Source organism: Spongiactinospora sp. 9N601, assembly GCF_044326295.1.
Lineage (GTDB): Bacteria > Actinomycetota > Actinomycetes > Streptosporangiales > Streptosporangiaceae > Spongiactinospora > Spongiactinospora gelatinilytica.
The window spans coordinates 349,678-374,405 of sequence record NZ_JBIRBB010000006.1 but is presented as its reverse complement, the minus strand read 5'-3'; the positions used below and the strand labels follow the sequence as shown (position 1 = coordinate 374,405).

At 71.6% G+C, this 24,728-nt stretch carries 25 protein-coding genes and 1 riboswitch; of the genes, 8 read left to right on the top strand and 17 right to left on the bottom strand.

The genetic code is table 11. The annotated features are described in order from the left end of the window. Positions 1-134: 134 nt before the first annotated feature. The 6 genes from ACH34R_RS16705 to ACH34R_RS16680 all read right to left on the bottom strand — a co-directional run bounded on the left by ACH34R_RS16705 (position 135) and on the right by ACH34R_RS16680 (position 4,380). Positions 135-839 (bottom strand): aminoglycoside 3'-phosphotransferase, encoded by a 705-nt coding sequence (locus ACH34R_RS16705; protein WP_397562330.1) that lies wholly within the window; start codon positions 837-839, stop codon positions 135-137. Positions 840-954: 115 nt separating this feature from the next. Next, a complete protein-coding gene (locus tag ACH34R_RS16700; RefSeq protein WP_397562329.1) occupies positions 955-1,587 on the bottom strand; it encodes an IMPACT family protein in 633 nt (210 codons plus the stop codon). A gap of 37 nt (positions 1,588-1,624) precedes the next feature. After that, complete coding sequence (locus tag ACH34R_RS16695; RefSeq protein ID WP_397562328.1) at positions 1,625-1,891, bottom strand: inositol monophosphatase family protein; 267 nt, start codon at positions 1,889-1,891, stop codon at positions 1,625-1,627. Next, a complete protein-coding gene (locus ACH34R_RS16690) occupies positions 1,885-2,448 on the bottom strand; it encodes an inositol monophosphatase family protein (protein ID WP_397562327.1) in 564 nt (187 codons plus the stop codon). Before ACH34R_RS16690 ends, ACH34R_RS16695 begins: the two co-directional genes overlap by 7 nt. Before the next feature lie 172 nt (positions 2,449-2,620). After that, complete coding sequence (locus tag ACH34R_RS16685) at positions 2,621-3,268, bottom strand: response regulator (protein WP_397562326.1); 648 nt, start codon at positions 3,266-3,268, stop codon at positions 2,621-2,623. Next, positions 3,265-4,380, bottom strand: a complete 1,116-nt coding sequence (locus tag ACH34R_RS16680) for a sensor histidine kinase (RefSeq protein ID WP_397562325.1) — start codon at positions 4,378-4,380, stop codon at positions 3,265-3,267. Before ACH34R_RS16680 ends, ACH34R_RS16685 begins: the two co-directional genes overlap by 4 nt. Positions 4,381-4,517: 137 nt before the next feature. Between ACH34R_RS16680 and ACH34R_RS16675 the strand changes: the two genes are divergently transcribed. Beyond that, the gene (locus ACH34R_RS16675; protein WP_397562324.1) at positions 4,518-5,207 is read left to right on the top strand and encodes an ABC transporter ATP-binding protein; all 690 of its coding nucleotides are present in this window, start codon (positions 4,518-4,520) and stop codon (positions 5,205-5,207) included. Then, positions 5,204-5,995, top strand: a complete 792-nt coding sequence (locus ACH34R_RS16670; protein ID WP_397562323.1) for an ABC transporter permease subunit — start codon at positions 5,204-5,206, stop codon at positions 5,993-5,995. Before ACH34R_RS16675 ends, ACH34R_RS16670 begins: the two co-directional genes overlap by 4 nt. A gap of 14 nt (positions 5,996-6,009) precedes the next feature. Here ACH34R_RS16670 and menD read toward each other — a convergent pair whose 3' ends face one another. After that, positions 6,010-7,668, bottom strand: a complete 1,659-nt coding sequence (gene menD, locus ACH34R_RS16665; protein ID WP_397562322.1) for a 2-succinyl-5-enolpyruvyl-6-hydroxy-3-cyclohexene-1-carboxylic-acid synthase — start codon at positions 7,666-7,668, stop codon at positions 6,010-6,012. A gap of 59 nt (positions 7,669-7,727) precedes the next feature. Next, entirely contained in the window at positions 7,728-8,540 is an 813-nt protein-coding gene (gene menB, locus ACH34R_RS16660) for a 1,4-dihydroxy-2-naphthoyl-CoA synthase (protein ID WP_397562459.1), read from the bottom strand. A gap of 240 nt (positions 8,541-8,780) precedes the next feature. On the opposite strand from menB, the gene ACH34R_RS16655 reads away from it, so the two are divergent. The 3 genes from ACH34R_RS16655 (at position 8,781) to ACH34R_RS16645 (ending at position 12,082) form a co-directional block, all read left to right on the top strand. After that, positions 8,781-9,959 carry an AMP-binding protein gene (locus ACH34R_RS16655; RefSeq protein WP_397562458.1) on the top strand — a complete coding sequence of 393 codons (1,179 nt, stop codon included), beginning with the start codon at positions 8,781-8,783 and terminating at the stop codon, positions 9,957-9,959. Positions 9,960-10,008: 49 nt separating this feature from the next. Next, positions 10,009-10,332 (top strand): hypothetical protein, encoded by a 324-nt coding sequence (locus tag ACH34R_RS16650; RefSeq protein ID WP_397562321.1) that lies wholly within the window; start codon positions 10,009-10,011, stop codon positions 10,330-10,332. A gap of 343 nt (positions 10,333-10,675) precedes the next feature. Continuing rightward, positions 10,676-12,082: an RNA polymerase sigma factor gene (locus ACH34R_RS16645; protein WP_397562320.1), complete on the top strand. Its 1,407-nt coding sequence runs from the start codon at positions 10,676-10,678 to the stop codon at positions 12,080-12,082. Positions 12,083-12,368: 286 nt separating this feature from the next. On the opposite strand, the gene ACH34R_RS16640 is transcribed toward ACH34R_RS16645, so the two are convergent. Then, positions 12,369-12,773 carry a hypothetical protein gene (locus ACH34R_RS16640; RefSeq protein ID WP_397562319.1) on the bottom strand — a complete coding sequence of 135 codons (405 nt, stop codon included), beginning with the start codon at positions 12,771-12,773 and terminating at the stop codon, positions 12,369-12,371. 143 nt (positions 12,774-12,916) lie between these two features. Here ACH34R_RS16640 and ACH34R_RS16635 point away from each other — a divergent pair, with 143 nt between their 5' ends. Both ACH34R_RS16635 and ACH34R_RS16630 read left to right on the top strand, forming a co-directional pair. Next, on the top strand, positions 12,917-13,501 hold the full coding sequence (locus ACH34R_RS16635) for a TetR family transcriptional regulator (protein ID WP_397562318.1): 585 nt from the start codon (positions 12,917-12,919) through the stop codon (positions 13,499-13,501). Between the two features lie 330 nt (positions 13,502-13,831). Then, a complete protein-coding gene (locus tag ACH34R_RS16630; protein ID WP_111168365.1) occupies positions 13,832-14,029 on the top strand; it encodes a DUF5999 family protein in 198 nt (65 codons plus the stop codon). 57 nt (positions 14,030-14,086) lie between these two features. On the opposite strand, the gene ACH34R_RS16625 is transcribed toward ACH34R_RS16630, so the two are convergent. Next, entirely contained in the window at positions 14,087-14,719 is a 633-nt protein-coding gene (locus tag ACH34R_RS16625) for an alpha/beta family hydrolase (protein WP_397562317.1), read from the bottom strand. Positions 14,720-14,850: 131 nt separating this feature from the next. Here ACH34R_RS16625 and ACH34R_RS16620 point away from each other — a divergent pair, with 131 nt between their 5' ends. Further along, the gene (locus ACH34R_RS16620; protein ID WP_397562316.1) at positions 14,851-15,231 is read left to right on the top strand and encodes a hypothetical protein; all 381 of its coding nucleotides are present in this window, start codon (positions 14,851-14,853) and stop codon (positions 15,229-15,231) included. 35 nt (positions 15,232-15,266) lie between these two features. Here ACH34R_RS16620 and ACH34R_RS16615 read toward each other — a convergent pair whose 3' ends face one another. The 7 genes from ACH34R_RS16615 to ACH34R_RS16585 all read right to left on the bottom strand — a co-directional run bounded on the left by ACH34R_RS16615 (position 15,267) and on the right by ACH34R_RS16585 (position 24,727). Then, a complete protein-coding gene (locus ACH34R_RS16615) occupies positions 15,267-16,061 on the bottom strand; it encodes a tetratricopeptide repeat protein (protein ID WP_397562315.1) in 795 nt (264 codons plus the stop codon). 89 nt (positions 16,062-16,150) lie between these two features. Further along, complete coding sequence (gcvP, locus tag ACH34R_RS16610; protein WP_397562314.1) at positions 16,151-19,006, bottom strand: aminomethyl-transferring glycine dehydrogenase; 2,856 nt, start codon at positions 19,004-19,006, stop codon at positions 16,151-16,153. A gap of 172 nt (positions 19,007-19,178) precedes the next feature. Then, a riboswitch (glycine riboswitch) is annotated at positions 19,179-19,286 on the bottom strand. A gap of 119 nt (positions 19,287-19,405) precedes the next feature. Beyond that, positions 19,406-20,023, bottom strand: coding sequence for a MerR family transcriptional regulator (locus ACH34R_RS16605; RefSeq protein WP_397562313.1), 618 nt, complete (start codon positions 20,021-20,023; stop codon positions 19,406-19,408). A 153-nt stretch (positions 20,024-20,176) separates the two neighbouring features. Further along, positions 20,177-20,647, bottom strand: a complete 471-nt coding sequence (locus ACH34R_RS16600; RefSeq protein ID WP_111168378.1) for a bifunctional nuclease family protein — start codon at positions 20,645-20,647, stop codon at positions 20,177-20,179. A 136-nt stretch (positions 20,648-20,783) separates the two neighbouring features. Next, positions 20,784-21,464 carry a MerR family transcriptional regulator gene (locus ACH34R_RS16595; protein WP_397562312.1) on the bottom strand — a complete coding sequence of 227 codons (681 nt, stop codon included), beginning with the start codon at positions 21,462-21,464 and terminating at the stop codon, positions 20,784-20,786. Next, the gene (locus ACH34R_RS16590) at positions 21,461-21,973 is read right to left on the bottom strand and encodes an FHA domain-containing protein (protein ID WP_111168372.1); all 513 of its coding nucleotides are present in this window, start codon (positions 21,971-21,973) and stop codon (positions 21,461-21,463) included. Before ACH34R_RS16590 ends, ACH34R_RS16595 begins: the two co-directional genes overlap by 4 nt. A gap of 252 nt (positions 21,974-22,225) precedes the next feature. Continuing rightward, positions 22,226-24,727, bottom strand: coding sequence for a sugar phosphate nucleotidyltransferase (locus ACH34R_RS16585; protein ID WP_397562311.1), 2,502 nt, complete (start codon positions 24,725-24,727; stop codon positions 22,226-22,228). Position 24,728: the final 1 nt, after the last annotated feature.

The following is a 24,728-nucleotide window of genomic DNA, read 5'->3' as shown; positions in this document are numbered from 1 at the left end:
GGCCGGCCCGGTAGTTCCCGGCGATGGAGGGCGCCCACGACCGCCTCACTGGTCACTTCGAGAGCCGAAACCCCACGACCGGCCCCCGCAGGTGCTCTGTCAAAGATCAGCGATCAACCCGGCCACCCGGCCCTTCAGAACATCTCATCCAGCAGCCGGAAGTAACCCAGCTTCCCCTCATCCAGGACATCCAGCCCATAGGCCGCGAGAAAATCATCGACGGCCCGCGGGCCGAAATCGGCGCGCAGATCCCGCTCCGCGATGGCCAGATCAAGGTAACGGTCGGCCACCCCGAGCCCCCCGACATCGATCAGCACCGGATCGCCCACGTGCGGCACCAGCACATTGCCCGGCGTGTAGTCACCGTGCGCGACGACCAGATCCTCCTCGGCGGGGCGCTCGGCGATCAGCCGATCAAGGATCTCCTGCGGCGAAAGACCGGCATGATCTTCGTCGAAGTCATCGGCATCGACCAGCCCGCCGCGCACCCGCGTGCCCGCCCGGGCCAGACGGACGTCGAGCCGTTCGTCGAACGGACACTCCCCGACCTCGATGGCGTGCAGGCCCCGCAGAACCCGCCCCATCACCGTGCCGATCTCCGGCGGCGCGGCACTTTCCAGGCTGGGCGCGCCCACATCGGCCAGCACCAGGCTCTGCCCGTCGAAGGCGGCGATGTCGGGCACGGCCGCCCACCGCTTGAGCCAGCGCAGCCGCTCATGCTCGGCGACGGCGATCGGGCCCTGCTTGACGTAGAACGCCCCCGCCGCGCCCGTCACCCGCATCACCTGGCCGCTCATCCCCTCATGCTCATCCGACCACACAGGGTCCGGGCCGAGCACGGCCGTGATCTGCTCACTCACCCGCATGCGGGTGATCGTAACAACGCCCACACAGATTCCGGACATCCTTTTTCGCCACCCGCCCCGCCCTGACCTGGCCTGCGCTGAGCGCGGCTCACCCATCCGACGGGGTGAACACCACCCGGCCCCGGCTCACCCGCGCCCGGCCCGCGCTGGCCGTGGCCACCCACTCCTCGAACCCGGCCAGCCCCGCGCCCTCCACAGCCGTCTCGATCACCACGTCCTCGCCGTAACCGACGGCCCTGACCTCATACGGCGAAGCCCGCAGATCGCTTTCCAGACGGCCCGCATGAGCGTGACCGATCCGCACCGCCATCACCACCGCCGGGACCATCCGCACCGGCGCCACCACGTCCAAGGTCTGACCGACCGCCCTGCCGTACGCCCGCACCAGGCCACCCGCCCCCAAAAGGACGCCACCGAAATAGCGGGTCACCACCGCCACGGTGTCACTGAACCCCCGCCGCAGCAGCGTGTCCAGCATCGGCGCACCCGCCGTACCGCCCGGCTCACCGTCATCATCGCCCCGCGCCGGGGAACGATCCCCGCCGATCGCGAACGCCGTACACGTATGAGCGGCCCCGGGATGCGCCCGCCGGCGCCCGGCCGCGAACGCCCGCGCCTCCTCCTCCGCGCCCACCCGCGCCACCGCGCAGATGAACCGGGACCTGCGCACCTCGATCTCACGCTCGACCGTCTCCCCGACGGTCAGGTACGGCTCGGCCACCGGCCCAGGCTACCGGCCCACGGCGCCGGTCCCCGGCTCACCGGGCACGCGCCACCACCTCGCCCAGCACCGACCCGGCCAGATCGAACCCGCCGACATGAGCCAGATACCCGCCGACCTCCAGCACCGACCCGTCCAGCGCGATGTAAACCCCACCCGCCTGCCGCACCAGCAGCGACCCCGCCGCCACATCCCACGGACTGGCCCGCAACCCGAACGCCGCATCCGACCACCCCGCCGCCACATGCGCCAGCTTCAGCGCCGCACTGCCCGGCCGGCGCACCGCCGCGAACGAGGTCACCATCCGCCCGAACCGATCCAGCGCCTCGGCCCCTCCGCCTCCAGATCCCGCGGACTGGGGTAGCTGGTCAGCAACATCGCCTCCCGGTCGCGCACCGCCCCCGCACTGGCCAGCCGCCGCCCCGCCAGGAACGTCCCCGCCAGGCTCGCGGTGAACACCTCCTCACGCACCGGGTCGTACACCACACCGGCCACCACCTCACCATCGACCGCCGCGGCCACCGACACGCAGAAGAACGGCACCCCCGCCGCGAAGTTCGCCGTCCCGTCGATCGGGTCCACGAACCACCGCACCCCATCACCGGCACCACCGGGCGCGCCCGCACCTGCCGGCGACGTGCCGCCCTCCTCCCCGACGATCACACTGCCCGGGCACTCACGGGCGATCACCTCACGGATGACCTCCTCCGCCGCCCGGTCATGCTCGGTCACCGGATCATGAAAGTCACGCTTCGTCCGCACCTGCGGCCGGGAGCGGAACGCCTCCCGCAACAACCCGCCCACCGACCTGGCGGCCAACGCCGCGATCTCGGCCAGCTCCCGCGAGGCGTTCACATCCATGCTTCACCCTCCAGCGCCATACCCCCGTGGCAGGCCCGCCCTGCCACCGAACAACTCCCCCCATCCTCGCCGAACCCCCACAACACCCCGCACATCCCCCCACCCGCCCCGAAAACCCCCAGGTCAGAGAAACGGACGCCCACACCAGGTCATCCGGAACAGGGCCGGACGGTCACGGCTCGTCGGTGAGGCCATGGCGGAAGGCGTAGGTGACCGCCTGGGCGCGATCACGCAGGCCCGCCTTGGCGAACAGGTTGTTGATGTGCGACTTCACCGTCGCCGCGGAGATCACCAGCTCCCCCGCGATCTCCGCGTTGGACCGCCCCGCCGCGATCAGCCGCAGCACCTCCGCCTCCCGCGGAGTCAGCCCGTCCGGCAGATCCCGCGGACGCGGGGCGCGCCGCGTGACCGCCTCGGCCAGCCGGCGCTGCACCTGCGGATCGAAATGCGCCTGCCCCGCCGACACCGCCGTGATGGCACGCGCCAGCGACTCCGCGTCGGTGTCCTTCGTCAGGTAACCACGCGCCCCCGCCCGCAACGCCGCGAACACCGACTCATCATCGGCATAGGTCGTCAACACCACGACCTCCACACCGGGATGCTCCGCACGGATGCGGCGCGTCGCCGTCACACCGTCCATCCGCGGCATCCGCAGATCCATCAGCACCACATCGGGACCATGCTCCGCCACCAGCCGCAACGCCTCCTCCCCGTCACCCGCCGCGCCCGCCACCTCCACCCCCGGCAACAACCCGAGCAGCAGCACCAGCCCCTCCCGGACCACCGTCTGGTCATCGGCGACCACCACGCGCACGTTCACCGCACCGCCCCGGCCCGCTCGGCGGCCGGGACGCGCAACAGCACCCGAAACCCGCCCTCCCCCGGCCCGGTGACCAGCGAACCGCCCAGCAACTCCGCCCGCTCGCGCATCCCCACCAGCCCATGGCCACCACCCGGCCGCCGATCGCCGCGCGCCCGCCCGCCATGGTCGCGGACCTCCAGCTCACACCAGTCCGCCACGCGCCGCAGCGACACCTCCGCAGCCGCCCCAGGCGCATGCTTGCGCACGTTGGTCAGCGCCTCCTGCGCGGTACGCGCCACCGCCAGCCGCGCACCCGCCGACAACCCCTCCAGATCACCGCTCACCCGCACCGCGCACCCGGCCCCGCCCGCCGAACGATGCTCCACCGCCAGCCGCTCCAGCCGCTCCGCCAGCCGAAGATCCTCCCCACGCAACGTGTCGACCGCCCGCTTGGTCTCCTCCAGCCCCTCACGCGCCAGCTTCAACGCCACATCCACCCGCCCCAGCGCCGCCCGCACGTCCTCACCACGCGAAAGCAGCAGCCGCGCCCCCTCCAGATGAACGATCTGCGCCGACTGCGCGTGCGCCAGAATGTCATGGATCTCCCTGGCCAGATGGGCCCGCTCGGCCTGCCCGGCCTCCCGCGCCCGCGACTCCGCCAGCTCCCGCATCAACGCGAGCTGCCGCACCAAGAACGCCACGATCACGCAATAGCCCAGCCCCAGCGAGATACCGAAGATCGCCCAGAGCGTCACCCCCATCGCCGCCGACACCCCCGCCGTCGCGCCGGTCGCCGCCGACACGAAGGCCAGCCCCCACCGCAACGGCAGCCGGCACGGCGCCATGCACACCGAAACGAAGATCATCGGCAGGCCGCTGTACATCGCCACCCCATGCAGCACCAGCCCCCCAGCCAGCGCCACCACCAACAACGCAGCCGGCCCCCGGCCGAGCAACGGCAACGCACACCCCGCCGCCGCGACCACGCCGACCACGGCGATGCCCGCACCGGCCGGCCACCCATCCCGCGGCCAGACCTCCACCACCGCGAGCACCGCACCCACGACCAGATAGGCCACGAGCAGCGCACGCCACACCACCCGCACCACCGGATGACCGAGCAACCTCACCCCGCAACGCTAGCCCCCACCGCCGCCCGCCGACATCAACCCATGGGTGGACGAAACTCATCCACCACCTGGATCCACCCCGGATCAACCCCCAGGACCATGACCCCACCGCCCCCGATCCGCCACGATCAACTGCCATGTCAGCAGCCATCACCGTGACCCGGCTCACCAAGACCTTCGGCAAGGTCACCGCCGTAGACGACATCACCTTCACCGCACCCCCCGCCACCGTCACCGCCTTCCTCGGCCCCAACGGCGCAGGCAAGACCACCACACTGCGAATGATCCTCGGCCTGGTCACCCCCACCTCCGGCACCGCCACCATCGCCGAGACCCCCTACACCCGCCTGCCCCACCCGATCGAAACCGCCGGGGCCGTCCTGGAGGCCACCGCCTTCCACCCCGGCCTCACCGCCGAAGACCACCTCCACGTCCACCGCACCGCCGCCGGACTGCCCCCCGAACGCGTCGCCCACGTCCTGGACCAGACCGGCCTCACCGAAGCCGCCCGCCGCCGCATCTCCGGCTACTCCCTGGGCATGCGCCAGCGCCTGGCCATCGCCACCGCCCTGCTCGGCGACCCCGCCGCACTCATCCTCGACGAACCCACCAACGGCCTGGACCCCGACGGCATCCACTGGCTGCGCGGCTTCCTGCGCGCCTGCGCCCACGACGGCCGCACCATCCTCGTCTCCAGCCACGCCCTGGCCGAGACCCAGCGCTACGCCGACCACGCCCTGTTCATCGCCCGCGGCCGGCTGGTCCACCAGACGCCCGTCACCCCCAACACCGACCTCGAAAAGCTCTACCTGGAGGCCACCAAATGACCGGCACCACGACCACCGCCGCCGCCACCCGCCCGGCCCCGGCCGCCGCCACAGGCCCGCTCATCCGCGCCGAACTCCGCAAGGCCCGCGCCACCCGCGCCACCCTCGCCCTGGCGATCATCGCCCCGCTGTTCTGCGTCCTGTGGGCGGCCGTCCAGATCTACCTGTTCGACGGCCTCGCCCCCAGCCTCATCGACCGGCGCGTCGAAGCCGCCCACGCCATGGCCCAGCAAGGCTACGTCTTCACCCTCATCCTCGGCATCCTCGCCATGACCGGCGAACACCGCCACAAGACCATCGCCTGGACCTTCCTCATCACCCCGAGAAGAAGCCGCGTCCTGACCGCCAAACTCATCGCCTGGGGCCTCACCGGCCTGGCCGTCGCCGCAGCCTCCACCCTGGCCACCCTCATCGCCGCCACCGCCATGCTCGCCGCCCGCGGCATGCCCGTCATGACCGACGACGTCCCCCTGATCCTGATCGGCTCCACACTGACCACCGCCGCGTACGCCGTACTCGGCGTCGCCCTCGGCGCACTCGTCCGAAACCAGAGCGCCGCCATCGCCATCGCCGTGATCTGGTTCGCCTACGCCGACTACGCCCTGTCCAGCGCACTGCCCGACATCGGCCGCTGGCTGCCCACCGGAGCCGCCCGCGCCGCCGGCGGCCTCACCATGCCCGGCGGAACCCAACTCCCCGCCTGGGCCGGCGCCCTGCTGTTCGCCGCCTACATCGCCGCCCTGGTCGCCGCCGCCCGCCGTACCACCCTGCGCCGCGACATCACCTGATCACCGGCCCGGCCTCAGCCGAAAGCCCGGATCGCCGCCCGCGCCGCCTCCCGCATCTCCGCGTGCAACACCGCGTTGCGCTCCCGGTCGGTACGCACCTCCACCACCCGCACACCCTCCCCCAGCAACGCCTTCGACAACTGCCCCGCATCGGTCACCTGCACATACGGAGTCCCCGTCGCCGCCGCCACATACGCCAGATCCACCCCATGCGGCGTACCGAACACCCGCTCGAACGGATCACGCAACCCCGCCTGCGGCAACAACGAGAAGATCCCGCCCCCATCGTTGTTCACCACCACCACACACAGATCCGGCCGCGGCTCCCGAGGACCCACCACCAACCCGTTCTGATCATGCAAGAACGACAGATCCCCCAAAAGCGCAAACGAAGGACCGTTATGCGCCAACGCCGCCCCCATCGCCGCCGACACCGCCCCATCGATCCCCGACGCCCCACGATTGGCCAGCACCCGCAACCCCCGCCGCGGCCGCATCGCCTGATCCAAATCCCGGATCGGCATCGACGACCCACAGAACAACAACGCCCCGTTCGGCATCAGATCCACCAGATCACGCGCCACCCGCGGCTCACTCAACCCCGACGCGTCCAGCACCTCGTCCAACGCCGCCCGCACCGCCAGATCCGCCCGCCGCCACGCATGCAACCACGCGTCATCCCCCGCCGCCACCGGAATCTCCACCGCCTGCGCCACCTGCGTCGCCGAACGCGTCGGATCCGGCCAGCGAGACAGATCCGGAGCCACCACGATGTGCTCCTCCACCCGCTTCAACCACGACAACAACGGCCGAGACACACCCGGCCGCCCCAGCGTCACCACCACATCCGGCACATGCTCATCAGCGAACTCCGCAGTGCCCAGCAAAAAGTGATACGCAGAAACCGCGTGATCCCCATACCGGCCGCCACCACTCGGCTCCGACACCACCGGCCAGCCTGCCATACCCGCCGCCGCCACATAACGCCGCACGTTCACCGCGCCATCACCGATCACCAGCACCCCACGCCGGGTCGGCGGCAAATGCAACGCCACCGCGGGCGGCGCCACCCGAGGCCGCACCCAGGTCCCCCCGCCCGCGGCCCCCGACAACGGCTCACACCACGACACGTCCCCATCGGGAATCAACGGCTCACGAAACGCCAGATTCAGATGCACCGGCCCCGGGTCACCCGTGCCCGCCGCCCGCTGATAGGCCCGGCACGCCAGCGAACGCCAGTACGCGACCTGCCCAGGACGCTCCTCCGGCACCCCCACCTCGGTGAACATCCGAACCGTGTCGCCGTACAACTTCACCTGATCGATCGTCTGATTGGCGCCCGTACCGCGCAGCTCCGGCGGCCGATCCGCGGTCAGCACCAGCAACGGCACCCCCGACTCATGCGCCTCGATCACCGCCGGATGGAAGTTCGCCGCCGCAGTGCCCGACGTGCACACCAACGCCACCGGCCGCCCCGACCGCCGCGCCAGCCCCAGCCCCAAGAACGCCGCCGAACGCTCATCCACCCGCACATGCAGCCGCAACCGCGACTCCGCGTGCACCGCGATGGCCAGCGGCGCCGACCGCGACCCCGGCGCGAGCACCACATCGGTCAGCCCGCACCGCACCAGCTCGTCCACGAGCACCGTGGCCAGCGCGGTCGCCGGGTTCACGGCGCGGCCCCGTCGGCAAGCATCGAGGCGAACTCCTCTATCAGACGATCGGACAACGGTCAGGGGCGACGGGGGAACCTGGCGAAGTCGGGCTTGCGCTTCTCCTTGAACGCGTCCCGCCCCTCCTGCGCCTCCTCGCTCATGTAGTAGAGCAGTGTGGCGTCACCGGCGAACTGCTGCATCCCCGCCGCGCCGTCCGTGACCGCGTTCAGCGCCCCCTTGAGCATCCGCAGCGCCAGCGGCGACTTCTCCAGCAGCTCCCGGCACCACTGCACCGTCTCCTCCTCCAGACGCGCCAGCGGCACCACCTTGTTGACCAGGCCCATCGCCTCGGCCTCGTGCGCGTCATAGAACCGGCACAAGTACCAGATCTCCCGCGCCTTCTTCAGCCCCACCGTCTCGGCGAGCAGCCACGCGCCGTACCCGCCGTCGAACGACCCCACCTTCGGCCCGGTCTGCCCGAACTGCGCGTTGTCAGCGGCGATCGTCAGGTCACAGCACACATGCAGAACATGCCCGCCACCGACCGCGTAACCCGCCACCATCGCCACCACCGGCTTGGGCAGCCGCCGGATCTGCACCTGCAGATCCAGCACGTTCAGCCGGCCGATCCCGTCAGGACCGACATACCCGTCATCGCCACGGATCTTCTGATCCCCACCCGAGCAGAACGCCTCGTCCCCGGCACCGGTGAGGATGACCACCCCCACATCGCCGTCGTCCCGCGCCTTGTTGAACGCATCCTGCAACTCGAACAACGTCGTCGGGCGAAACGCGTTACGCCGCTCCGGCCGATTAATGGTGATCTTCGCGATGCCCTCGGCCGTCTCATAGACGATGTCCTCGTACTCACCGGCACGCTTCCAGCCGATCCCGCTCACGACAGCCACCCTCCCTCACTGACCCCGCCGATCCGGAGTACGCGGGGACTCGGGGCCGCCCCCGCCGCAACGTCGCAACCTATCGCCGGACACCCAAGGCCCCAGCGCCGGGGAGCCCCGCACCTTGTCCGGCTTGTCGGCACTAACCTTACGACCGTGCGAGACGGACCCGAACACGCGGAGCGGCCTTACCCGCCCCCGCCCACCCCACCGGACGCGGCGGACAGGCCCCTGCACGCCGTACTGCTGCCCCCCGGCCCCGCACTCGCCGAAACCGTCCACACCGCACTGCGCGGCGACGGCCCCGCCCTGCTGCCGCTGTCGCCCGCGCTCCCCGCCGCCGCCCTCCGGGCCACCCTCGACACCCTGCGCCCCACCCACATCGTCACCGAGGACGGCACCCACCCCAACGAACACGGCGTCCCCGTCGCCCCCGACGTCTCCGTCGTCATCGCCACCAGCGGCACCACCGGCACCCCCAAAGGCGTCGAACTGCCCGCCGCCGCCCTGCGCGCCTCCGCCGCCGCCTCCCTCGACGCGCTCGACGCCCGCGACGGCCGGCCATGGCTGTGCTGCCTGCCCATCGCCCACATCTCCGGCCTGCAGATCCTCACCCGCGCCCTGGAAGGCGGCACGACACCGATCATCCACCACGGCTTCTCCCCCGAAGCCGTCCTCGCCAGCGGCGCCGCCCACGTCTCCATGGTCCCCACCCAGCTACGCAGGCTCCTCGCCACCGGCGCAGACCTCTCCCGCTTCCACACCATCCTGCTGGGCGGCGCCGCGGCCTCCCCGGCTCTGCTCACCGCCGCCCGTGAGGCGGGGGCTCGCGTCGTCGAGTCGTACGGCAGCAGCGAGACCAGCGGCGGCTGCATTTATAACGGCCGGCCCCTTTACAATGTAGATCTCAAAATCGGGGACGACGGACTCATCCGGATCGCCGGCGCCGTCCTGTTCTCCGGCTACCGCCTGCGGCCCGACCTCACCGCGGCGGTCCGCGAAGGCCCCTGGTTCGTCACCTCCGACCTCGGCGAGCTCCCCGGCGGACGGCTGCGCGTGACAGGGCGCGCGGACGACGTCATCAACACCGGCGGCGAGAAGGTCGTGGCCGCCGCCTGCGCCGCCGTACTCGCCGGACACCCCGCCGTCGCCGACGTCGCCGTCGTCGGACGCCCCGACCCCGAATGGGGCCAGCGCGTGGTCGCCGCCGTGGTACCGGCCGACCCCGCCAGTCCCCCGGACCTCCCGACGCTGCGCGACTTCGCCAAGCGGGCCCTCCCCGCCTACGCCGCGCCGCGAGAGCTGGTACTGCTCGCCGAACTGCCCCTGCTGCCCAACGGGAAGCCGAACCTGGAGGCGCTGCGACACGTAGTCAGATATGACCAGAACTCATGCGGGACGGAACCATGACCGTCCTCCGCCGCGTCATTAAGGAAGACAGACCGAGGAAGGAACCTGAATGAACCCCAACCGCAAGATGTGGATCTCCGCCGGAGTCGTTGGCGTGGTCCTCGTCGGCGGCTTCTCCGTCGCCGCCGCCGCGGCGAGCAGGGCCGGAACGGCCGGTCAGGAGACCGGGGTCATGGTCGAGCCCAATCCCGCGGGCACTCCCGCCCAGCCGCAGCCCTCGCCCTCGGAGACCTACATCGTCTCGGAGGACATCAACCCCGACCCTCGCGACGTCGGCCTCTACTGGACCGAAGACCGCCTGGAACAGGCGGAGCCACTGCCCATCCCGGTGGCGACCCCGCACATCGACGACCCCGAGCCCGGCCGTCATTAGGGTCCGGCGGCACCGATCCGGCCCCACAGGGCCGTGACCGCCGGGTCGGGTGACACCCCGCCACCAGGTTTCAGCGGGAATTGACGGGCAGAGGACCACAGTCGGTGGGACCGCGCGGACGGGCGGGCGGCATGGCCCCCGGCCGGGGTGATGTGGCCGTTTCCCCCGCAGGAGACGGGGTTTTCGTTGTGCTGTTGACCACTTGGATGCTTGAGACGGGAATTAACTGCGCCCTCGGGCGTTATTGATACTGGTGCGCAGAGCGGCACGCGTCGTCCGCCCCACCCACACCAGCCATTCCCACGCCTGCGGGCCGTTGACGCCTTGGAGGAGGTGCCCTCACATGCCCAGGACCGCCGTGGCCGCCGCACAAGTGGCCGCCCCGCCGACCCTCGATGTACTGCTCTCCCGGGGGCGAGCACAGGGTCGGCTCTCCCTCGCCGAACTGCGCGACGCCTTTGCGCATGCCGGACTGACCCCGGCCGAGGGCAGGTCAGTCCTGCGCGAACTGACCGAGGCCGGCGTGAGCCTCGGCGCTGACGACGAGCCCGCCGCCGCGACCGGCAAGACCGCCCGGACCTCCCGCAAGCGGGCCACCACCACCCGCAGGCGTACGACCAGGACCGCCCAGGGCCCCGGCGCCGCCGAGAGCGAGACCGGGACGACCGCCACACTGCCCGGCCAGCGCCGCAAGCCGGCGAAGCCCGCCAAGGACGCCCAGCAGCCCGGCGAGGACCGGCCGGAGCCCATCGCGGCCGACGACGCCGAGACCGCGGAGATCACCGCCGAGGCCGCCTCCGAGGCCGAGGCCGAGTCCACCGACCTCGACGACCAGTCGTCCGTCATCGGCGACTCGGTCCACACCTACCTCAAGTCCATCGGTCGGCGCACCCTGCTCACCGCCGCCGAAGAGGTCGAACTCGCCAAGCGCATCGAGGCCGGCCTGTACGCCGAGTACAAGCTGGAGAGCGACGCGTCCCTGAACGACGAGCAGCGCGTCGAGCTGGAGTGGGTCTACCGCGACGGCAAGCGGGCCAAGGACCACATGCTGGAGGCCAACCTCCGGCTCGTGGTGTCCGTGGCCAAGAAGTACACCGATCGCGGCATGGCCCTGCTCGACGTCGTCCAGGAGGGCAACCTCGGCCTGATCCGGGCCGTGGAGAAGTTCGACTACACCAAGGGCTACAAGTTCTCCACCTACGCCATGTGGTGGATCCGCCAGGCCATCCAGCGCGGCTTCGCCGACTCGGCCCGTACGATCCGCCTGCCCGTCCACGTGCTGGAGTTGCTGTCCAAGCTCTCCCGGATCGAACGCGACATGCACCAGCGCCTCGGCCGCGAGCCCACGCCGGAGGAGCTGGCGGGGGAGATGGACAAGACCCCCGACCAGATCGAGGAACTGCTGCGCACCAGCCGCCAGCCGATCAGCCTCAACGCCACCATCGGCGAGGACGGCGAGACGACGATCGGCGACCTCATCGAGGACACCGACTCCCCGGAGGCCTCGGAGGTCATCGACCGGCAACTGCTGGCCGACCAGTTGCGCGGGGTGCTCGGCAACCTGTCGCCGCGCGAGGCCAGGATCATGGCACTGCGGTTCGGCCTCGTGGACGGCAAGCCGCACACCCTTGACGAGATCGGCAAGCACCTCGGCCTGACCCGCGAGCGCATCCGCCAGCTCGAAAAGGAGTCGCTGTCCAAGCTGCGGCACCCGAGCAACGCACGGCCGCTGCTGGACTGGGCGAGCTGACCGCCGCATCACCGTGACAGACCGAAGGGCCGGGTGGGCAAATGCCCACCCGGCCCTTCCACGTCATCTCACGACCGAACGGTGTCGGGCCACCCTTGCAGATCGCCCCAAGGCCCGTACGGCAGAGGGCGATACCCGGCCGCCGGGCCGGATCACATCTCACGACCGAAATGATGCCGGGCCACCCCGGGCCGTACGGCAGGGCGAGCGGCGCCCGGCCGGGACCGGCCGCCGTACGCACCTGACGCCGGCGACCGCCGATCACGCCGCTCGGGAGATCACCCGATCAGGACGCGACCGCGGCCGGCACCCGGCGGGGAAGCTGCACGATGCCGGTGAGGCGGTGCTCCTCGCGGAGCGTGCGCAGGCTCTCGACCTCGGTCGTCCACCGCACGCCCTGCGGCGTCGCCCGCCGCTTGCGCCGGGCGATCCGGTCGTCGTAGGCCTTGACCCCCAGGGTCGCCCGCAGCGCGGCCTCGGCCGCCCGCAGCGCCTCCGTCAGGGCCTCGTCGAGGGTCACCCCGGCGGCGCGCAGGCGCTCCTGCGAGGCGTGGGCGGCCTGCAGCCGCCGAAGCTCGTGCTCGGCCTCACGGGCCTTTTCAAGGAGCCGGGGAAAGCTCTCGCCGACCTCCTGGTCGGCGTGGAACCGGACCTCCGCCTCCCGGCTCACACGCGGCCGGAAGAACGCCATCGCTGCTCCTCCCCCTTTCGCCGGACGAACCGGATCCTGTGGTCGCTGTCGTGAAAACCATATCGCCCCCACCGGAACTCGGGGACGACCGTCCCGCGCGTCGCCCTTTACATAGTAAGGCATCCGTTGGCAGGATGATCGCCATGCCCGCCAAACGACCGCCCGTCCCGCTCTCCCGGGAGCGCATCATCGACGCCGCCCTCCACCTTGCCGACGCCCAGGGCCTGCGCCGCCTGACCATGCGCAGGCTCGGCGACGCCCTCGAAGTGGAGGCGATGGCCATTTACCACCACCTGCCAGGAGGCAAGGAGGCGCTGCTGGACGCCCTCGCCCAGCACGTGACGACCGTGAGCGTCGAGGCCGGCGAGCGCGCCGCCTGGCAGGACATCGCCGCGGTCTGGTGTCGCGCGGCGCGCGCGGCCCTGCTGGCCCATCCCGGCGTGCTGGCCCTGGCCATGACCAAGCCGCCGCGCGGCAGCGCCGCGGCCGCGATCAGGGAGCAGACCGAACAGCTCAGGGAGGCCGGCCTGGCCGCGCCCGCCGAGGCGGTACGGGCGATGCGGGCCTACGTGTTCGGCAGTGTCGCGGTGGAGTTGCAGCACACCGGCTGGGCCGATCCCAAGGCCCCCGAACCGGGCCCCGACCCCGACGGCGAGGCCGCCTTCGAACGCGGCCTCTCGGCCCTGCTGAACGGCCTGGGGGCGGCGGACGCCACCGGCGCGGCCTGAGATAGGGGGCCGGGCTGCGCACCCGGTTCCGGACGTGTTATACAACGTTTACGTGCCCGGCGGCGTGTCGATCCACGCCCGTTATCTGGCATAAGGCACGCTGTGTCGCAGGTCACCCAATAGGCGCTAACCACCCACCCGTGGACCGGAACCGTCCAAACGGGCTATGTCGCCGGAACAGAACCAGAGCGCACACTGTTTCTGCCAATGTGTGGTAGACCACAGTGTGTGGTTCACCACACGTCAACCCCAATCGCTCGCCCATCGTCGGAGGGGAGAGGAACCATCCGGTTCCGGCGAGCCGACCGATGAGATCCGGAGGCACCTCCGATGTGCCCGCACGAACCGTGTTGTCCCACTGCCGAGGCAGCGGACCGAGAGGCCGCGCGCACCATTGCCGCCCACCCCGAGCAGGGGTGGAGCCTGCTGTGCAATGGCGTGGTGCTGTTCGAGGACACCGGTGAGCTGCTGCCCAGCGGGGCCGCCATCGACCCGCATCGTCCCACCCCGCTGATGGGCGCCGCCTGAGGGCCGCCGCTCCTCCCCCACCGCACCACCGTCCTCGGGGGAAGGGACGGCGGGCGCTCAGCCCAGCCGGTCGCTCCGTCGACCATGCAGCCGGTCCCGCAGCCACTCCGCCACGATCTCGCCGACCCTTCCCGGATCCTTGCGAAGGTCGTGCGACTCGCCGGCCAGTACCACCAGCCGGGCGGCGTCCGCCTGGTCCGGCACCCCGAAGGGGTCGCGGTCGCCGTTCACCACCAGCACGTCCACTCCCGCGCCGCGCAGCTCTTCCGCGCGGGAGCGTTCCGGCCTGCCCGGGGGATGCAGCGGGAAGGCCAGCGCGACCACCGAGTCCGCGCCCAGCGCGCCCGCCGTACGGCAGGCGACCCGCGCGCCGTTGCTGCGCCCGCCCTGCACCAGCGGCAGCCCCGGATAGCGGTCACGCCGCAGCCCGGCCACGATCTGCGTCCATGCCTCGTCCTGACGCGCCGCCGAGCCCGGGGCACGGCGGCCGGCCAGCCGGAACGGCTGCGTCACCCGCGCGACCACCGCGCCGAGCCCCAGCGCCGCCTCCCGCACGGCCAGCAGGTCGGGTGCCTCCACTCCCCCGGCCGACCCGTGCGTGAGCACCAGCAGCAGCGCAGGCGGCCCGGCCGGCTCCGTCAGGTCCACCCGCGCCGCGCCCTGACCGGTCTCGACCTGTATCTCCTCCATGACCTGCAACGTTAGCCCCATGCCGGGCCGCGGGTGACCGCGCCCGCGATCATCGGGTCATCCTGCGGCACGACGGCTTTCCACCCATTCGGCCGATGAACCGGCCGCACCGGCGTGGCTAGATTGGGAATGTGCCGGAGAACACGCTGCCGCGCGACGAGATGCGCGCCACCATCGAAGCCCGCAGGGACCTCGGTCCCGACTATGACTCCGCGCTGGTCGAATCGTTCCTCGACAAGGTGGACGACGCGATCGCGGCGCGGATCCACGCCGAACTCAACGCCCGCATGGGGCCGCCACCCGCCCCCATGCCACCGCCGCACGTCCCCTACACGCCCTATCCGGAGCCGCCCAGGGGGCGTAACAGCCAGATGTGGCTGGCGCTCGGCACGCTGGCCCTGGGCATCCCGCTCGGCGCCATCGGGGCCGGCACGGCGGGGTTCTTCGGGTTCGCGCTCGTGCTGATGGCGATCGTCCTCGTCAACGTCATGGCGAACCTGCCCAGGCGCTGACCCTCAGGCGCGCCCACCGCCTCCGTGCGGGGTCCTCACATGTCGCGGTCCAGGCGCTCGCGCACCAGCGCGGCGAGCGCCTCGTCGGCGTGCTGGAGGCCGTAGGACCACACCTGCTCGGCGTCCTCACGCCGGTCGCGCAGCGGTAGGGTCCGGGCCAGCAGCTCGATGGCCAGCGCGCCGGTCTCGGCGTCGGCCCCGAGCTCCACCGCGCCGGCGAACTCGGCGCAGGCGAGGTCCAGGTGGGCGATGCCGAGCAGCACCCGCAGCCGCGCATCACCGTCGTGCGGCGCGTCGAGCGCGGCCAGCAGCACCTCGGCGGCCTCCCCCGGCTCGCCGCGTTCCAGCAGCAGCTCGGCCAGCCACTGCGCGGCCCGCGCGCCGATCTCGGGGTCTTCGCCCACGATCGCCGCGCGCAGCTCGTCCTCCGCCTCCACCGCGTCGCCCCGCCGGGAGGCCAGCCTGGCCAGCGCCAGGTGCGCGATCGGCAGGTAGCCGGCGGTGCCCAGGCCGAGCACCGCCTGCCAGGCGGCCCTGGCCTGCTCCACACGCCCCTCGCGCTCGAAACTGCCCGCCAGGTGACAGGCGGCCTGCGCGGCGAACTCCGGATGGCCGGTGGCCAGCGCCGTACGGGCCGCCGCCCGGGACTCCTCGACCTCCCCGCGCTCGGCGAGGACCACGGCCAGGCCGACGGCCGCCTGCGCGCGGTCGGGGCCGTCGGGGTCGGCGGCCAGCTCCGCGAAGATCCGTGCCGAACCGTCGAGATCGCCGCTCTCGGCCAGTTGCCGCGCGGTCTCCAGGGCGGGGGCGTCGAGCTCCGGGGGGGTCATCACGCTCCTTCACCGATGATCGAACAGCCTAACGGCCCCCGCCCCTCCCGTCCCGCGACATGCCGAGAGCGGTGGTGTCCGGTATGCGACTATGCCTCGTAGGCGCTCAGCGGCGGGCAGGAGCAGACCAGGTTGCGGTCACCGTGGGCCTGGTCGATGCGACGCACCGGCGGCCAGTACTTCCCCTCCCGCAGCCAGGCCAGCGGGTAGGCGGCCACCGAGCGCGGGTAGGGGTGCGCCCAGTCGTCCTCGATCAGGCAGTCGGCGGTGTGCGGGGCGTTGCGCAGCGGGTTGTCGGCCCGGTCGTACTCCCCGGAGGCGACCTTGGCGATCTCCTCCCGGATCGCGATCATGGCCTCGCAGAAGCGGTCCAGCTCCGCGAGGTTCTCGCTCTCGGTGGGCTCGATCATCAGCGTGCCCGCCACCGGGAAGGACATGGTCGGCGCGTGGAAGCCGTAGTCCATGAGCCGCTTGGCCACGTCCTCCACGGTGATGCCGGTCTCCTTGGTGATCTGCCGCAGGTCGATGATGCACTCGTGGGCGACCAGCCCGCCGCGGCCGGTGTAGAGCACCGGGTAGTGCGGGGCGAGCCTGCGGGCCAGATAGTTGGCCGACAGGATGGCCTGCTCGGTGGCGGCCTTGAGGCCGTCACCGCCCATCATCCGGATGTAGGCCCAGGAGATCGGCAGAATCCCGGCCGAGCCGTAGGGCGCGGCGGCCACCGGCCCGACGCCCGAACCGTCGCGCAGCGGGTGTCCGGGCAGGTAGCCGGCCAGGTGGGCGCGGACCGCGATGGGGCCGACGCCCGGCCCGCCGCCGCCGTGCGGGACGCAGAACGTCTTGTGCAGGTTGAGGTGGGAGACGTCGGCGCCGAGCTCGCCCAGCTTGGCCAGCCCGACCAGGGCGTTGAGGTTGGCGCCGTCGACGTAGACCTGCCCGCCCGCCTCGTGCACCTTGGCGCAGACCTCGGTGATGGACTCCTCATAGACGCCGTGCGTGGACGGGTAGGTCACCATGATCGCCGACAGCCGGTCGCGGTGCTCGGCGATCTTGGCGTCGAGGTCGGCCACGTCGATGTTGCCGTCGGAGTCGCAGGCCACCACGACGACCCGCATGCCCGCCATGACGGCGCTGGCGGCGTTGGTGCCGTGCGCCGAGGAGGGGATCAGGCAGACGTCACGGTGGTCGTCTCCGGCCGCGCGGTGGTAGCCGCGGATGGCCAGCAGCCCGGCGTACTCGCCCTGGGAACCCGCGTTGGGCTGCAGCGACACCGCGTGGTAGCCGGTCACCTCGGCCAGCCAGCCCTCAAGGGAGCGGATCAGCGCCAGGTAGCCCTCCACCTGGTCCTCGGGGACGTAGGGGTGCACGCCGCCGAACTCGGGCCAGGTGATGGGCTCCATCTCGGTGGCCGCGTTGAGCTTCATCGTGCAGGAGCCGAGCGGGATCATCGACCGGTCCAGGGCGATGTCCTTGTCCTGGAGCCTGCGCAGGTAGCGCAGCATGGCGGTCTCGGAGCGGTGGGTGTGGAACACCGGGTGCGTCAGGAACGGCGAGGTGCGCGCCAGGTCGGCGGGCAGGGCGTCGCCGCCGGCCGGGACCGGGCTCTCGGCGGCCAGGCCGAACGCGCCGAGGACGGCGGCCAGATCGGCCCCGGTGGTGGTCTCGTCGCAGGCGATGCCCACATGGTCGGGCCCGGCCTGGCGGAGGTTGACCCCGCGCTCCACGGCGGCGGCCACGACGCGGGCGGCCCCGCCGGGCACCCTGGCCAGCACCGTGTCGAAGAAGCTCTCGTGGACCACCTCGACGCCGCCGGCGCGCAGGGCCTCGGCGAGGGCGCGGGCGTGCCGGTGCGTGTGCCGCGCGATCCTGGTCAGCCCCTCGGGGCCGTGGTAGACGGCGTACATCGCGGCGATCACCGCGAGCAGCGCCTGCGCGGTGCAGATGTTGCTGGTCGCCTTCTCCCTGCGGATGTGCTGCTCACGGGTCTGCAGGGCGAGGCGATAGGCGGTCCGGCCACCGGCGTCCAGGGAAACGCCCACGAGCCGGCCGGGAAGCTGGCGGGCAAGGCGCTCGCGCACCGCCATGTAGGCCGCGTGCGGGCCGCCGAATCCGAGCGGCACGCCGAACCGCTGGGTGGAGCCGATCGCGATGTCCGCGCCCTGCTCGCCGGGCGAGGCCAGCAGGGTCAGGGCCAGCAGGTCGGCCGCGGCCACCACCAGGGCGCCCTGGGCGTGGGCGCGCTCGGCCAGCCCGGCGAAGCCCGCGACCCTGCCGCTCGCCCCCGGGTACTGGACCAGCACGCCGTAACACTCGGGCAGCTCACCGCTCAGATCGGCCTCCACCAGCTCGATGCCGAGCGGTTCGGCGCGGGTGCGCAGCACCGCCTTGGTCTGCGGCAGCGCGTCGGCGTCGACCACGAAGACGGCGCTCTTGGCGCGCCCGGCACGGCGGGCCAGCGTCATGGCCTCGGCGGCGGCGGTGGCCTCGTCCAGCAGCGACGCGCCCGCCACGTCGAGCCCGGTGAGGTCGGAGACCATCGTCTGGAAGTTGAGCAGCGCCTCCAGCCGGCCCTGGGAGATCTCCGGCTGGTAGGGGGTGTAGGAGGTGTACCAGCCGGGGTTTTCCAGCAGGTTGCGGCGGATCACCGCGGGCGTCTCGGTGCCGTGGTAGCCCAGCCCGATCATCGGGGTGAGCACCCGGTTGCGGCCGGCCAGCGCGCGAAGCTCGGCGATGGCCTCGCGCTCGCTCGCCGCGGCCGGGAGATCCAGCCGGTCCTTGGCCCGGATCGACTCGGGGACGGCCGTCGCGACCAGGTCGTCGATGCCGGCGAAGCCGATCGCCTTGAGCATGTGCGCCCGCTCGGCCGGGGACGGCCCGATATGGCGGGTCTCGAACGGCGGTGCGGCCAGGCCGGCGTGGGTGTCGAGCGGGGAACGATCGGTCATGGAGAGCCTCCCGATGCGGTGGAGACCGGCGCAGAGCGCGGGCGTATGCCGGACTCCCCCTCTGTCATCGCGACGCGCCGGCCGCGACCTGAGAGCTTCACCCCTGGCTCGGACAGGGGCTTGCACCGTCGGTGAGGCGCGTCTGGCGAACGCGCCCGCTTTCCAGAGTTGCCTCGCCCGTGCGGTACGGGTGCCTGAGAGATTCCGGGGAGGTTGCTCCTTCGGCGCCCCGGACCCGCGCCCGCAGGCGCCGGCTCGGGGACTCTCCCGCACAGGGTCATCGGCCTTCGAAGTAAAGGCTACCCCGTATCGCCGCGGCGATCCCACCTGCCGCTCCCGCTAGGCCCCGTCACGGCCTTGCCGTGTCACCCCGGAGGGCCTTCGCCGCGGTCAGGCCGCTCAGCCGGTCTTGCGGGCCTTGCGGCGCCGCGCCAGCTCGTCGTTCGGATGCTCATCGAGGCCCGGGGCGGCCTCGGCGCGTTCCCCCGGCAGCTCCGCCAGGGACCCCTCGACCTCTCGCCAGACCCGCCCGAGGGCGATCCCGAAGACGCCCTGCCCGCCCTGCAGCAGGTCGATCACCTCGTCGGCGGAGGTGCACTCGTAAACGCTGACCCCGTCGCTCATCAGCGTGATCTGCGCCAGGTCGGGGACACCCCGGTCGCGCAGGTGTTGTACGGCGGTGCGGATCTGCTGGAGCGACACCCCGGTGTCAAGGAGCCGCTTCACCACCTTGAGCACCAGAATGTCACGGAAACTGTAGAGCCGCTGTGAGCCCGAGCCGTGCGCGGCTCTTATTCCGGGCTCCACCAGCCCCGTACGCGCCCAGTAGTCGAGCTGCCGGTAGGTTATTCCGGCTGCCGCGCAGGCGGTGGGACCGCGATACCCGATGTCGGCGGGCAACGCCGTGGGCCGCTCATCGAAGAGCAGGCCCTGTTCACCGGCACGTTGACGCGCGCTCTCGCGCCGTCCCGGATCATCCTGGCCGGCTGTCTTGCCCTCGCCGCTGCTGACCGCCACTGCGGACCTCCGGCTTTCTCTCATCCCGCGGTCTGATCTGGGGGTTCGTGAATTACAACCGCAGGGTTCACTTGCACCGTAGGACCGTGGTCATCCACAGTCAACGATCCCGCTCGGCGCGTCGTGAAGCGCTACAAACCATCTCACCCGGCCTCACCCTGCACGGCCGAAATCCTCGGGGCTGATCGTGTCGAGGAACTCCCGGAACTTCTCCACCTCGTCCTCCTGGTCATCAGGGATGGTCACCCCGGCCTCCTGCACCACCTCCTCGCTGGCGAAGATCCGCGCACCGGTGCGCAGGGCGAGCGCGATGGAGTCGGAGGGCCGCGCGCTGACCTCGACGCCATTGGAGAAGACCAGGTCGGCGAAGAAGATGCCATCACGCAGCGACACGATGTTCACCGTGCGCAACGCCACCCCGAGCGCGTCGAGCACATCCCTGAACAGGTCATGCGTCAACGGCCGCGGAGGGGGCTCCTCGGCCTGGGCCATGGCGATCGCCGTGGCCTCCGTCATACCTATCCAAATCGGTAGATATCGCTCCCCGTGCGCCTCCTTGAGCAAGACGATCGGCTGGTTGGTGGGCATCTCGACCCGGACGCCCACGACCTCCATCTGCAACACGGGCTGCTCCGTATCCTTGTCGCGGGCCCCGCGCCGGCCGGACCGCCGCCGACGCCCGCTCACTGGTCAACCACTGGTGGTAGGTCACCGAAATTCAACGTAACACTCACCGGAGCCCGAATGGCGCGCCGGGAGGTCAACGTCCGAGAACCCCCCGAACCTGGGCCCGTACCAGCGCCGCGTGGATGTCCAGCAGCAGGCCGGACATCTCCCTGGCGGCCTCGTCGGCCCGGTCGATCGCGCCGGGGGCGCGGCGGCGCAGCAGCGGGGCCACGGCCTGTTCCACCAGGGCCACCTCGCGCTCGGCCGCGGCCCGGACCGCCCGCAGGTGACGGGCGTGCATGCCGAACGCCGCCAGCCGGCCCACGCTGCGCGCCACGGCGAGCGCGTCGGCGTCGTAGCGGCGGGCGACGGCGGCCAGCAGCCCGAAGTCCTCCAGCTCGGCCAGCGTCTCCTCGTCGATGCCGGCGGCCTCCAGCAGCTCCTCCCGGCTGAGCCGGACCTCCTGGGTCCGCTGCGGCTCCTGGACCGCCCTCGGGCGCGTCTGGAGCCGGTCGTCGCGGTCGGCGGCCTCCAGGTGGTCCTTGATGACGCGCAGCGGCAGATAGCGGTCGCGCTGCTCGGTCAGGATGTAGCGGAGGCGCTCGACGTCGGCGTGGGTGAACTTGCGATAGCCGGAGGGGCTGCGCTGCGGCTCGATCAGCCCCTCACCCTCCAGAAAGCGGATCTTGGAGACCGTGATGTCGGGGAACTCGCCCCGCAGCAGGGCGATGACGTCCCCGATGCTCATGTGCGACCGGGCGGCCTGCGCGCTCATGGCCCTCCAGCGCCCCTGGTGAGGAACACCAGGCGGAACTTACCGATCTGCACCTCGTCTCCCCCGTGGAGCGGCACCTCTTCGATGCGCTCGCGGTTGACGTAGGTGCCGTTCAGGCTGCCGACGTCGCGCACCGTGAAATTGCCGGTCGCGTGCAGGTAGAACTCCGCATGTCTGCGTGACACCGTCACATCGTCCAGGAAGATGTCGCTTTCCGGGTGACGACCCGCCGTGGTCAGCTCGTTGCCGAGCATGAAGCGGCTGCCCTGGTTGGGGCCGCGCATCACCACGAGCAACGCCTGCCCAGGGGGCAACTGCTCCACGGCCGCCCGCTCGGCGAGGAGCGTCTCCCCCGTCTCGGCCTCATATGCCTCGATGCCCGCGAGTGAGATCGTCGACGTGGTGTCGCCGGCCGTTTCCGCTCGGGTCAGCGGCGACCCGCACCGCGAGCAGAATCGGGCATCCTCGGGGTTGGCATGACCGCACTGCGTGCAGTAGACGCTCGGCATCGATCGGCTCGGCCTCCTACCGCGAAGACGCGGTCACGGTGCTGACGGTGCGCGCCTCGCTCTTCGTTTCTCAAACGTTCCTCAGACTGCGAATGCCGCAACTTACGCTGATGAGACTCAAAGGTCAAGGCGGGCCGGACGGTGGGTTCGGACGGGACAAAGCTACCGCCGCGCACGCCTCCCGGTCCATGCCGCCGCGCCGTTCGGCATGATCGGCCCGCAATCGTGACAAGACCCCCACCGCCCGCCGCGTCATGCGCCGGCGGCCCGCTCGACCACCCGCGCCCAGTGTTCGAGCAGGCTCTGCGCGGTGTCCATGTCGTGCGCCTCGGCCCACAGGTGGGTGACCGGCTCGCTGGGATCGGGCAGCATGAGCGCCCAGCCGCCGTCGTCGTCCACGACCCGTACGCCGTCGGTGGTGTCGATCTGGTGGCCCTCGGCCGCCTCGATGACCGACCGCATCACCGCGCCCTTGGCCGCCCACGGCGTCGGCACGGTGCGGCGGAGCAGCCTGGCCTCGGGGATGCGCGCGTCGATCCTGCTCAGCGACAGCCGGGTGCGCGCCACCAGCCCGAGCAGCCGCATGAAGACCGCGATGCCGTCCACCGTCGGGCCGAACTCCGGCACCACGAACCCGCCCCGGCCGTCGGCCGCGAAGACCATGCCCTGCCCCGCCGCGGCGCTGGTCAGCTCCTCCACGGCGGTCGCCGTCCACTGCACCTGCACTCCGTGGAACCGGCAGACCTGCTCGGCCACGCGGGTGGTGGTGACCGGCAGGGCGACCCTGCCGCCGCGGCGCTCGGCGGCCACCAGGTCCAGTACCACCAGCAGGGCCCGTTCCTCGCTGATGAGCTGGCCCTTCTCGTCCACCAGGGCGACCCGCTCGCCCACCGGATCGAACCGGACCCCGAACGCGGCCCGCGAGGAGGACACCAGCTCGGCCAGCCGCTGAAGGTCGCGGCGGCGCTCGGCCAGCGTCTCGGTCGGGGAGGCGTCGTCGAGCCGGGCGTTGACCGTCAGCACATCGACGCCGACCCGGCCCAGCAGGGTCGGCATGACCAGCGAGGAGGTGCCGCCCGCGCAGTCGATCACCACCTTCATGTCCGCGCCCCGCACGCCGCTCATGTCCACGCAGCGCAGCAGCTCGTGGGCGTAGTCCTCCACCGCCCTGGCCGGGAAGCTCAGCTCGGCGATCTCGCCGGGGAAGGCCCGGCGGAACTCCTGGCGGGAGAAGACCCGCTCCAGCTTGCGCTGGGCGCCCAGCGACAGGTCCGCGCCCTGGTCGTCGGTGAAGACGATGTCCACGCTCTGCGGGTCGCCCGCGGTGGTCCGCACGGCGATGCCGCCGACCGCGCCGGTCCGTGAGGTGTGGAAGCGCGCCACCGGCAGCGGGGCGGCCTCCAGGTCCAGCACGTCGATGGCCCCGGCGTTCAGCGCGCTAACCACGGCCCGCTTCAGCGCCCTGGCGGCCCGCGAGGAGTCTCGTGAGGTGACCACCGAGGTGCCCTTCTTCAGGGTGGTGGCGTAGGCGCTGGCCAGCCGTACGCACAGCTCGGGGGTGATCTCGACGTTGACCAGGCCGCTGACGCCGCGCGGGCCGAACAGGCTGCGCTGGCCGCGCGACTCCCAGATGACGCTGGTGTTGACCACCGCGCCGGCCTCGATGGTCTTGAACGGGTAGATCTTCACTCCGGAGGAGACGTACGCCTCCGCCTCGATGATGCACTCGTCGCCGATGACCGCGCTCTCCTCGATCCGCGCGCCGGTCATCACGTCGGTGTTCTTGCCGATGACGCAGCCGCGCAGGTTGGCGCCCGGCCCGATGTAGACGTTGTCGTGGACGACCGCGCGGTGCAGGAAGGCGCCCTCGCGGACCACCACGTTGCTGCCGAGCACGGAGTACTCCCGCAGCTCGGCGCCCGCCTCGACCTTGGCGTAGTCGCCGATGTAGAGCGGGCCCTTGAGCACGGCGTCGGCGTCGACCGAGGCGCCTTCCGCGACCCAGACCCCCGGCGACATCTCGAAGGCGCCGATGTCCAGTTTGACCCAGCCCGACAGGGCGTCGCACTGGGCCTTGAGGTAGCTCTCGTGGGTGCCGACGTCCTCCCAGTAGCCGTCGGCGACGTAGCCGTACAGGGGCGCGCCGCGGTCGAGCAGGCGCGGGAAGACGTCGGCCGACCAGTCCACCGCCTGGCCGGTGACCACCTCGTCCAGGACCTCTGGCTCCATCACGTAGATGCCGGTGTTGACGGTGTCCGAGAAGACCTGCCCCCAGGTGGGCTTCTCCAGGAAGCGCTGCACCTTGCCCTGCTCGTCCACGATGACGATGCCGAACTCCAGCGGGTTGGGCACCCGTTTGAGGCCGATCGTCACCAGCGCCCCGTTGTCGCGGTGGAAGCGGATCATGTCGGTGAGGTCGATGTCGGTGAGGGCGTCGCCGGAGATCACCATGAAGCGGTCGTCGCGCAGCTTGTCCGCGGCGTTCTTCACGCTCCCCGCGGTGCCGAGGGGCATCTCCTCGGTCGCGTAGTACAGGCTCATCCCCAGCTCCTCGCCGTCGCCGAAGTAGTTGCGGACGAGCGCGGCGAGGAACTGCACGGTGACGACCGTCTCGGTGAGCCCGTGCCTGCGCAGCAGGCGGAGCACATGCTCCATGATCGGCCGGTTGACCACGGGGAGCAGGGGCTTGGGCTGGTTGGCGGTCATCGGCCGCAGCCGCGTACCCTCCCCGCCTGCCATCACGACTGCCTTCACG